The organism is Chloroflexota bacterium (assembly GCA_026706485.1).
GTDB lineage: Bacteria > Chloroflexota > UBA11872 > UBA11872 > UBA11872 > JAJECS01.
Genome location: JAPOYR010000013.1, coordinates 235,503 through 244,827 on the forward strand (window position 1 = coordinate 235,503; position 9,325 = coordinate 244,827).

The 9,325-nt window shown below is 67.8% G+C and carries 18 protein-coding genes and 1 pseudogene; all 19 read right to left on the reverse strand.

The features are described from left to right. The 19 genes and pseudogenes from rplR to tuf all read right to left on the reverse strand — a co-directional run bounded on the left by rplR (nt 1) and on the right by tuf (nt 9,290). Complete coding sequence (gene rplR / locus OXG79_14635) at nt 1-354, reverse strand: 50S ribosomal protein L18 (GenBank protein ID MCY3785002.1); 354 nt, start codon at nt 352-354, stop codon at nt 1-3. After that, entirely contained in the window at nt 354-908 is a 555-nt protein-coding gene (gene rplF, locus OXG79_14640; protein ID MCY3785003.1) for a 50S ribosomal protein L6, read from the reverse strand. The genes rplR and rplF overlap by 1 nt, the downstream gene beginning before the upstream one ends. Before the next feature lie 8 nt (nt 909-916). Continuing rightward, on the reverse strand, nt 917-1,309 hold the full coding sequence (gene rpsH / locus OXG79_14645; protein MCY3785004.1) for a 30S ribosomal protein S8: 393 nt from the start codon (nt 1,307-1,309) through the stop codon (nt 917-919). Nucleotides 1,310-1,315: 6 nt separating this feature from the next. Continuing rightward, nucleotides 1,316-1,555, reverse strand: a complete 240-nt coding sequence (locus OXG79_14650) for a type Z 30S ribosomal protein S14 (protein MCY3785005.1) — start codon at nt 1,553-1,555, stop codon at nt 1,316-1,318. 8 nt (nt 1,556-1,563) lie between these two features. Then, nucleotides 1,564-2,115, reverse strand: a complete 552-nt coding sequence (rplE, locus tag OXG79_14655) for a 50S ribosomal protein L5 (protein ID MCY3785006.1) — start codon at nt 2,113-2,115, stop codon at nt 1,564-1,566. Further along, nucleotides 2,115-2,447, reverse strand: a complete 333-nt coding sequence (gene rplX / locus OXG79_14660) for a 50S ribosomal protein L24 (protein MCY3785007.1) — start codon at nt 2,445-2,447, stop codon at nt 2,115-2,117. Before rplX ends, rplE begins: the two co-directional genes overlap by 1 nt. Nucleotides 2,448-2,449: 2 nt before the next feature. Beyond that, a complete protein-coding gene (gene rplN / locus OXG79_14665; GenBank protein MCY3785008.1) occupies nt 2,450-2,815 on the reverse strand; it encodes a 50S ribosomal protein L14 in 366 nt (121 codons plus the stop codon). A gap of 211 nt (nt 2,816-3,026) precedes the next feature. Then, a pseudogene (gene rpsQ, locus OXG79_14670) lies at nt 3,027-3,281 on the reverse strand (30S ribosomal protein S17). Continuing rightward, entirely contained in the window at nt 3,281-3,493 is a 213-nt protein-coding gene (rpmC, locus tag OXG79_14675) for a 50S ribosomal protein L29 (GenBank protein MCY3785009.1), read from the reverse strand. The pseudogene rpsQ and the gene rpmC overlap by 1 nt, the downstream one beginning before the upstream one ends. 1 nt (nt 3,494) lies before the next feature. Beyond that, nucleotides 3,495-3,920, reverse strand: a complete 426-nt coding sequence (gene rplP, locus OXG79_14680) for a 50S ribosomal protein L16 (protein ID MCY3785010.1) — start codon at nt 3,918-3,920, stop codon at nt 3,495-3,497. A 4-nt stretch (nt 3,921-3,924) separates the two neighbouring features. Then, nucleotides 3,925-4,674, reverse strand: a complete 750-nt coding sequence (gene rpsC / locus OXG79_14685; protein ID MCY3785011.1) for a 30S ribosomal protein S3 — start codon at nt 4,672-4,674, stop codon at nt 3,925-3,927. A 2-nt stretch (nt 4,675-4,676) separates the two neighbouring features. Then, nucleotides 4,677-5,015, reverse strand: a complete 339-nt coding sequence (gene rplV, locus OXG79_14690) for a 50S ribosomal protein L22 (protein MCY3785012.1) — start codon at nt 5,013-5,015, stop codon at nt 4,677-4,679. A 4-nt stretch (nt 5,016-5,019) separates the two neighbouring features. Then, nucleotides 5,020-5,325 (reverse strand): 30S ribosomal protein S19, encoded by a 306-nt coding sequence (gene rpsS, locus OXG79_14695; GenBank protein MCY3785013.1) that lies wholly within the window; start codon nt 5,323-5,325, stop codon nt 5,020-5,022. A gap of 6 nt (nt 5,326-5,331) precedes the next feature. Further along, nucleotides 5,332-6,162, reverse strand: a complete 831-nt coding sequence (gene rplB, locus OXG79_14700) for a 50S ribosomal protein L2 (protein MCY3785014.1) — start codon at nt 6,160-6,162, stop codon at nt 5,332-5,334. A gap of 2 nt (nt 6,163-6,164) precedes the next feature. Next, nucleotides 6,165-6,452 carry a 50S ribosomal protein L23 gene (gene rplW, locus OXG79_14705; GenBank protein MCY3785015.1) on the reverse strand — a complete coding sequence of 96 codons (288 nt, stop codon included), beginning with the start codon at nt 6,450-6,452 and terminating at the stop codon, nt 6,165-6,167. After that, nucleotides 6,445-7,050 carry a 50S ribosomal protein L4 gene (gene rplD, locus OXG79_14710; protein ID MCY3785016.1) on the reverse strand — a complete coding sequence of 202 codons (606 nt, stop codon included), beginning with the start codon at nt 7,048-7,050 and terminating at the stop codon, nt 6,445-6,447. The genes rplW and rplD overlap by 8 nt, the downstream gene beginning before the upstream one ends. Next, entirely contained in the window at nt 7,050-7,688 is a 639-nt protein-coding gene (rplC, locus tag OXG79_14715; GenBank protein ID MCY3785017.1) for a 50S ribosomal protein L3, read from the reverse strand. The genes rplD and rplC overlap by 1 nt, the downstream gene beginning before the upstream one ends. A 4-nt stretch (nt 7,689-7,692) precedes the next feature. After that, nucleotides 7,693-7,986, reverse strand: coding sequence for a 30S ribosomal protein S10 (gene rpsJ, locus OXG79_14720; protein MCY3785018.1), 294 nt, complete (start codon nt 7,984-7,986; stop codon nt 7,693-7,695). Nucleotides 7,987-8,087: 101 nt separating this feature from the next. Next, nucleotides 8,088-9,290 carry an elongation factor Tu gene (gene tuf / locus OXG79_14725; protein MCY3785019.1) on the reverse strand — a complete coding sequence of 401 codons (1,203 nt, stop codon included), beginning with the start codon at nt 9,288-9,290 and terminating at the stop codon, nt 8,088-8,090. Nucleotides 9,291-9,325 lie beyond the last annotated feature (35 nt).

The following is a 9,325-nucleotide window of genomic DNA, read 5'->3' on the forward strand; positions in this document are numbered from 1 at the left end:
TTAGAACTCCAACCCATCGGCGCGCGCCGCGTCCGCCACGGCCTTCACGCGGCCGGCGTAGGCAAACCCGCCGCGATCGAATACCACCCGCGACACCTTCAGCGCCTTGGCGCGCTCGGCGATGGCGCGACCCACGCCGCTCGCCTGCTCCCGCCGCGATCCGTCAGCCGCGTCGGACTCAAGCGTCGAGGCGGCGGCAAGCGTGACACCGCGGGCGTCGTCGATCACCTGGGCGTAGGTGTGCTTCAAGCTGCGAAATACGGCCAGGCGCGGACGCTCCGCCGTGCCGCGAACCCGGGCCCGCAGGCGTTGATGGCGCCGCAACCGGCTGGCGCGCCGTGAGTGCGTCGCCATCAGGCCGTCGCCAATCCGGCAGCGGTCTTGCCGGGCTTCTGCCTGACGTACTCGCCGGCATAGCGGACGCCTTTGCCTTTGTAGGGATCGGCCGGGCGCATCGCCCGAATCTCCGCGGCAATCTGGCCCACGGCCTCCTTGTCGATCCCCTCGACCACGATGCGCGTCGGATCCGGCACCTGAATGTCCACGCCCTCCGGGGGCTTGATCACTTGCGGATGCGAGAACCCCAACTGCAAATCGAGTGCGCGGCCTTGAAGCGAGGCGCGATATCCAGTGCCTTGAATCTCGAGGCGCTTCTGAAAGCCTTCGGTGACGCCGGTCACCATGTTGGCGAGCAGCTGGCGCGTCAAGCCGTGCAGCGCCCGCTGCTTGCGCTCGTCGTTCGGTCGCGTCACCTGCACCAGGCCGTCGGCCGCGGTGATGGTCATGGACGCCGGCAGCGCACGCGCCAGCGAGCCCTTCGGCCCCTTGACTTCAACCGCATTGCCGTCGCCGACGTTGACCGTGACCCCGGCGGGGATTGGGACGGGAAGCTGGCCGATGCGTGACATGACGTTGGCTACCAGACGAAGGCGAGCACTTCGCCGCCGAGTCGGCGCCGTCGCGCCTCGCTGCCGGTCATCAATCCGCTGGACGTCGAAACCAAGGCCACGCCGATGCCGCCCATCACGCGCGGGATTTCGCGGGCGCGGGTGTAGACGCGCAGGCCCGGGCGGCTCACGCGCTTCGAGCCTCGCAGCAGCGGCTCGTCGTTTGCGTCGTACCGCAGGTCGATTTCAATTGACGCCCGCGGCGATTCCTCGACCACGGAAAACCCGGCGATAAAGCCCTCATCGCGCAGCAATTTCGCGATGCCTTCCTTGAGCCCCGAATGCGGCACCCGCACTTTGCGGTGGCGCGCCGTCACGGCGTTGCGCATCCGCGTCAGCATGTCGGCAATGGGATCAGTCATCGCGTCCTACCAGCTCGACTTCGTCACGCCGGGAATCTCGCCCTGCGCCGCCAGGGTGCGAAAACAGATTCGACAGAGGTCGAACCGCCGCATGTAGGCCCGCGGTCGGCCGCACAGGACGCAACGATTGCGGTAGCGCACCTTGTAGCGAAGCTTGCGGCCGCGCAGCGAACGCTCGTCGAAGTTCGGCGAATTGAACGCGTTGCGCTCCCGCTCCCATTTCACGATTTTGCACTTCTTGGCCATGCAGACTCCTAGATGGCTTCTTCGCGTTCGAACGGCAAACCGATGGCCTCCAGCAACCGCCGCGCGTGCGCATCGGTTTGCGCGCTGGTGACCAGGGTGACCTCCAGACCGCGAATCTGGTCGATCGAGTCGTAGTCGATCTCGGGGAAGACCAGCTGCTCGGGCAGGCCGATCGAGTAGTTGCCGCGCCCATCGAAAGCGCGCAGCGACAGGCCGCGAAAGTCGCGCAGCCGCGGCAGCGCCAGGTTGATCAACCGGTCCAGGAACTCATACATCCGCCGGCCGCGCAGCGTGGTTTTCACGCCCACGCGCTGGCCCGCGCGCAGCCGAAAGGCCGCCACGCTCCGCCGCGCCCGCGTCACGATGGGTCGCTGGCCCGTGGCCGCGGCGATATCGCGCACCGTGTGGTCCACGATCGCGTCGTTGCTCAGCGCCGCGCCGATGCCGACATTCACCACGACCTTCTCCAGCCGCGGCACCTCGTGGAGGTTGCCGAGCCCAAGGTCCCGTTGCAATTCGGGGCGAATCGACTCTCGATATCGGTCAAGCAAGCGTGCCATCACTCGTCCAGTGGTTCGTTGCAGCTCTTGCAGTGGCGGATTCGCGCCCCGCGACGGCCCACACGAATTCCAATCCGGGAACGCGTGTCGCAATGCTGGCACACCAGCATGACGTTCGAGGCGTCGAGCGGGGCGTTGAACTCAATGATACCGGCCCGCTGCCCAATGGCACGCGGCTTGGTGTGCCGCTTCCGCACATTAATGGCTTCGACCACGAGCTGACCCGTCTCCGGCACGACGCGTTCGACGACGCCCTGGCGGCCCTTGTCACGCCCGGAGAGCACCTCGACGGTGTCACCCTTGCGGAGCCGAAATCGGTGCGTGCCGGCCATGCTCAGAGCACCTCGGGCGCCAGCGACACGATGCGCATGAAGCGCCGTTCGCGCAGCTCGCGCGCCACCGGGCCGAAAATGCGTGTGCCGCGCGGCGCCGTACCGTCCAGGACGACGGCCGCGTTATCGTCGAATCGAATTCGCGATCCGTCGACGCGTCGGTATTCCTTCGCCACGCGCACGACCACCGCCTGCACCACGCTGCCCTTCGGCACGGGGCTGTTGGGCGCGGCCTGCTTGACGCTGGCCACCACGATGTCGCCCACGCCGGCGTACTTGCGGCCGGAACCGCCGAGCACGCGGATGCACATGATCTCGCGCGCACCGCTGTTGTCGGCGACCTTGAGTCGGCTCTGTTGCTGAACCATGGCGTTAGCGAGCTTCACTTTCCGGTGCGTCGGCCGCGACATCCGCCTCGGCTTCAGCCGATGCGTCCGTAGCCGCCTCGACCTCAGTCTCGATATTGGTATCGGCTGGCGCCTCAGCGGCCGCCTCAACGTCGTCTTCGGGCTCTGCATCAACCACCTGCGCGGCCTCGCTGGCGGCCTCCACGGCGGCCTGCTCTTCCTCGGTCAGCGTGGCGCGATTCACGATGCGCGTGAGCCGCCAGCGTTTGCGGCGGCTATAGGGCCGCGACGAAACGATCTCCACCACGTCGCCGACGTCGCACGCGTTTTCGGCGTCGTGCGCCAGCAGCTTTCGCCGCACGCGGACCGGCTTGCGGTACAGCGGGTGCCGGCGCACGGCCTCCACCTGGACCGAGATGGTCTTGTCAGTTCGGTTGCTCACCACGGTCCCGACGCGCCGCTGGCGCCGCTGGTCGTCCGGGTCCATCACGCGTCCTCTTCCACGGCGACGGCGCCAACAAGCTCGCGCTCGCGCTGCACGGTCATGATCTGCGCAATGTCGCGCCGCAGCTCGCGCAGCCGCGAGGTCGCGGTGAGCTGCAGCGTCGCATGCTGCAGGCGCAGCCTGAACAGCTCTTCCTTCGCCTCTCGGCGTCGGGTTTCCAGGGCATCGGGATCGAGCGCCCGGATCTCTGCCAAATCAGCCAACGACGACCTCGCGATTTCGGGTGATGACGCGAGTCGCCACGGAAATCTTGTGCGACGCGAGTCGCATGGCCTCGCGGCCGAGCTCTTCATCAATGCCCGCGATTTCAAACAGCACACGACCGGGCTTCACCACGGCCACCCAGTGGTCCACGTTGCCCTTGCCGCTCCCCATGCGCGTCTCGGCCGGCTTGGAGCTCACCGGCTTGTCCGGAAAGAGCCGAATCCACACCTGGCCGCCGCGGTGGATGGCGTGGGTGATGGCGCGTCGGCCCGCCTCGATCTCGCGGCTGTCGACCCAGCCGGCGCTGAGCGCCTGCAGCCCGACTTCGCCGAATTGCAGGTCGTTGCCGCGCGCGGCGCGGCCGCGCCGCCGGCCGCGGTGCGCCTTGCGAAACTTGGTGCGCTTGGGCATCAACATGGTGCTAGTTGCCTCTCGGGGCGCGTCGACCGCCCATCCCTGTCCGGCCCACGCGGCCGGCCAGCATGTCGGCGGTGTCGCTCAGCGCGTCGCGGCGATGGATCCACGCCTTGACGCCGATGCGCCCTTGCGCCGTGCGAGCTTCCGTGAAGCCGTAGTCGATGTCGGCGTCGAGCGTCTGCAGCGGCACCGTGCCGCTGAGCTCGAACTCGGTCCGCGCCATCTCGCGCCCGCCCAGGCGGCCGCTCACCATGACCTTCACGCCCAGAGCGCCGGCGCGCATGCTGCGCTCGGCGGTGACCTTCATGGCCCGTCGGAAAGACACCCGGCGTTCCAACTGCTCGGCCACGTTGCGCGCCACCAGGAATGCGTCCAGCTCGGGCTGGCCGATTTCCTGGACGTCGACGACGGTGCGCTTCTTCGTGTGCAGCTCCAGCAGGCGCTGGATCTCCTCGCGGTTGCTTCCCCCACGACCGATCACGATGCCCGGTCGCGCCGTGTGAATGATCACGCGCAGCTGGCTGACCTGGCGCTCGATCTCAATGCGCGACACGCCGGCGCCGAATCCGCGCCGCCGACCGCCGCGGCGCTGATCGCGCCGACCGGGCGGATTGTCCAGAAACTGCCGCACAATCTTGCGGATCTGGAAGTCCTCGGCCAGCAGCGCGGTGTAGTCACGGTCGGCGTACCACGTGCTGAGCCAGCGCTTCGTGTATCCGAGGCGATAGGCGATTGGGTGAACTTTCCGTCCCATGCTTATTCGCTTTCGTCGTCCACGACGACGGTGATGTGGGCGGACCGCTTCCGATAGAACCCCGGGCGCCCGCGAGCTTTCGCGCGATAGCGTTTCAGCGAGGGCCCTTGATCGATGCGCACGTCCCGCACGACCAGGCTTTCGCGCTCCAGGCCGTAATTGTGCTCGGCATTGGCCAAGGCCGACTTCAGCACCTTGGCAATTTCGAACGCCGCGCGTTGCGGCAGGTGCGCCAGCGTCGCCAGGGCGACCTCCGGGCGCAATCCCCGAACCTCGTTGGCCACGAGACGCCCGCGTCGCGGAGCCATGCGAACGTACTTGGCCGTTGCCCACACTTGCATGCGCCTAGCGTGCTCCCTGCTGCTGCGCCGCCGCCGCCGCCGCGCGCGACCCGGCCTGGCTGTGGCTGCGATAGGTGCGAGTGGGCGCGAATTCACCGAGGCGATGGCCCACCATGTTCTCCGTGACGTACACGGGCACGTGGCGTCGACCGTCATGCACGGCGATGGTGAGCCCAACCATTTCCGGATGGATCACGCTTGCCCGGCTCCAGGTGCGAATGACCTGCTTCTGCCGACTGCGGCTGGCCTCGGCCACGCGCTTCTCCAGCTTGGGGTCGATGTACCAGCCTTTTTTGGAACTTCGTGACATGCTGCGCTATCTCCTGCGGCGTCGAATGATATAGCGATCGCTGCGGCGCCGCCCGAGGCGGGTCCGTCGCCCTTGGGCCGGCTTGCCCCACGGCGTCTTCGGACCGGGGAGTCCCACCGGGGCCTTCCCCTCGCCGCCGCCGTGGGGATGGTCGCGCGGCGTCATGGCCGAGCCGCGCACCTGCGGCCGGCGGCGGCGCCAGCGAATGCGCCCGGCCTTTCCGGCCGATTGATTGCTGTGATCTTGGTTCCCAACGCGGCCCACGGTGGCCATTCCGGCCAGCGGGACCTGCCGCATTTCGCCCGACGGTAGCCGCAGCGTGGCCAGACCGCGATCCTTGGCCATCAGCTGTCCGCCCATGCCGGCGCTGCGAATCAGCTTGGCGCCGCCACCGGGCACCAGCTCGACGGCGTGCACCTCGGTTCCCGCGGGCATATCCGCCAAGCGCATTGCGTTGCCCACGCGAGGCTCGGCCTTTGGTCCCGAGACGACCTCGGAGCCAACCCGCAGGCCCTGCGGCGCCAGGATGTAGCGTTTCTCGCCGTCGGCATACACCAGCAACGCGAGGTGGGCCGAGCGATTGGGGTCGTATTCGATGCTCGTGACGGTTGCGGGCACACCCGGCTTGTTGCGGCGCCAGTCAATCACGCGGTAGCGCCGCTTGGCGCCGCCGCCGCGGTGACGCACCGTAATGCGCCCCTGGTTGTTGCGTCCGGCTCTCTCGGTCAGCGGTCGCAGCAGCGGCTTGTGCGGCTTGGACTCGGTCACTTCCTCGTGATCGACCGACACGTAGCCCCGGCGCCCCGGAGAAGTCGGATTGTAGGTGCGAAGTCCCATGCCTAGGTTCCCGGATAGATGTCGATGGCGTGCCCCTCGGCGAGGGTCACGATGGCCTTGCGCTTGGAGGATCGGTGGCCGGTGAACCGCCCAAACCGCCGCGGCTTGCCGCGGAGATTCATCACGTTCACGTTGGTAACGTCCACGCGGAACAGGGCCTCAACGGCTTCCCGAATCATGTGCTTGGACGCCGTGGGATGCACCTCGAACACGTACTTGCGATCCTCCACGAGCGTGGTCGACTTTTCCGTCACCACCGGTCGAATCACGACGTCCCCGGGATCAGCCACTGTGGACTCCCCGCAGGATGTCGAGCGCGGCGTCGGTCGCCACGACGTGGTCGGCCGCGGCGATATCCATGAACCCCACGGCATCGGCGCGCTCCACCGTCACGCCCGGAATGTTGCGTGAGGATCGCCGGAGCGCGTCGGGCGGTTCGGTATCGAGCAGCAGCAAACGTCCGGCCAGCCCAGCGTCCGCCAGCCAGGCCGCGCGTTCCTTGGTCTTGGGCGAATCTCCCCAGGCCTCGACGCGATGCACGCGGTCGGCCTGTGCCTTTTGCGCCAGCAAGCTGCGCAGCGCCTCGCGCCGCTCGCGACGACTGAGCCGGCGCCGAACGGTGCGTGGACGGGGGCCAAACGTGACGGCGCCGCCCCGCCGTTGTCCGGCGGACGCGCTGCCGGCGCGCGCGCGTCCCACGCCCTTCTGGCGGTAGAGCTTTTGCGCGCTCGCCGTGACCTCACCACGCGTCTGCGTGCTGCTCGTGCTTTGCCGACGGCGCTGCGCGCCGACCACGGCCGCCCGGCGCAGCAACTCGTCCCGCGCTCCGGGCTCGCCGAATAGATCCGTTTCGACCGGCGCGATCGGCGCCACGTCCTTGGCAGCCATCAATCCCGGCTCCCATGTCGCGACGTCGGTCGGACCGCGAGAATCCCCTGGCGCGGGCCGGGCACGGCGCCGCGCAAAACGATGTAGTTCTTTTCCGCGTCCACGTGCTCCACGCGCAGGCGCTTGGCCGTCACGCGCTTGCCGCCCATCCGGCCGGCCATGCGCATGCCTTTGAACACGCGGCTCGGCGTGGTGCCCGCGCCCACGGATCCAGGGGCGCGCTCCCGGTCGGACTGGCCATGCGTGCGCGGCCCGCCGCGAAAGTTGTGACGCCGCACGACCCCCGCAAAGCCTTTGCCTTTCGAGATGCCCGTCACGTCAACCAGGTCGCCGGGCGCGAACACGTCGGCCCGCACTTCGGCGCCTACGTCGAGGTCGGGCGCGCGGTCGAGGCGAAACTCGCGCAGCACGCGGTAGGCCGGCGCGTCCTGCAGGTGTCCCCGCTCCGCGCGTGACAGCCGTGAATCGCGGGTCTCGTCGAAACCCAGTTGCAGCGCGATATAGCCATCGCGCTCCACCGTCCGCACGTCGGTCACCGTGCACGGTCCGGCTTCAATCAGCGTCACGCCGAATGCGCGGCCAGCGTCGTCGAAGCGCTGGGTCATGCCGAGCTTGCGCCCAAGGATTCCGGTGACCATGCCGCTAGGACTTCAGCTCGATGTCGACGCCGGCCGCAAGCTGCAGGCGCAGCAGCTCGTCCATCGTCTGCTGCGTCGGGTCGATCACGTCGATAAGCCGCTTATGGGTGCGCATCTCGAACTGCTCACGCGAATCCTTGTCGATGAACGGCGATCGGATCACCGTCCACTTCTTCTTCTGCGTGGGAAGCGGAATCGGGCCCCGCACGTCCGCCCCGGTGCGATCCGCCGCCTCGATAATGCGTCGGGCGGCGTCGTCCAGCACCTTGTGATCGTAGGCCTTGAGGCGAATGCGAATCCGCTGTCGCGGGGCCTGGCGCCGGGCGCGCCCACTGGCGGGCCGCCCGGCCGACGGTTCGGCCGGAGTGTCGGCGGGTGCGCGTGCCTCGGCCATTGCAGCTAGTTGACGATCTTGGTCACGACGCCGGCGCCAACCGTCACGCCGCCTTCGCGAATGGCAAAGTGAACGCCGTCTTCGAGGGCCACCGGGGCGCCGAGCTTCACCGTCATCTCAATGTTGTCGCCGGGCACGCACATCTCCGTGCCTTCCGGCAGGTTGACCTCACCGGTCACGTCGGTGGTGTGGATGTAGAACTGCGGGCGATAGCCGTTGAAGAAGGGGGTGTGACGGCCGCCCTCGTCCTTGGTCAAGACGTAGACGTTCGCCATGAACTCCGTGTGCGGCGTGATGGAGCCGGGAGCGGCCAGCACCATGCCGCGCTCGACCTCGTGCCGCTCGATCCCTCGGAGCAGGCAGCCGACGTTGTCGCCCGCCACGCCCGAGTCGAGGGTCTTGCGAAACATCTCGACGCCCGTGCACACCCGGCGGTCCACCAGGTCGCGCATTCCGACGATGTCCACTTCCTCGCCCGGCGTGATCACGCCACGCTCGACGCGTCCCGTCACCACCGTTCCACGCCCCTTGATGCCGAAGACATCCTCGATGGGCATCAGGAACGGCTCGTCGACCGGACGCTGCGGCTCCTCGAAGTAGGTGTCGATCGTGTCGACCAACTCGAGAATCGGCGCGAACTCCGGCGAGTCCGCATCTGTGCTCTCCGACTCCAGCGCATGCAGAGCGCTACCGCGGACGATCGGCACGTCGTCGCCCGGAAACTCATACTTGTTCAGGAGGTCTCGCAGCTCAAGCTCCACCAGCTCCAGCAGCTCCTCGTCGTCCACCATGTCGACCTTGTTGAGGTAGACGACGATCGCGCCCACTTCGACCTGTCGTGCCAGCAGCACGTGTTCGAAGGTCTGCGGCATGGGGCCGTCGGGTGCGCTCACGACCAGGATGGCGCCGTCCATCTGCGCTGCGCCGGTGATCATGTTCTTGATGTAGTCGCGGTGGCCCGGCGCGTCGATGTGCGCGTAGTGCCGGCTATCGCTTTCGTACTCCACGTGAGCGATCGAAATCGTGATGCCTCGCTCGCGTTCCTCAGGGGCCTTGTCGATGGCGTCGAACGCCTCAAACTGCGCCAGGCCCTTCAGCGACAGCACTTTCGTGATGGCTGCCGTGAGCGTGGTCTTGCCATGGTCGACATGGCCGATGGTGCCGACATTGACGTGCGGCTTCGTGCGTTCGAACTTGACTCGTCCCATTCGCTCCGTGCTCCTGATGCGCCGGCCATGCGGCC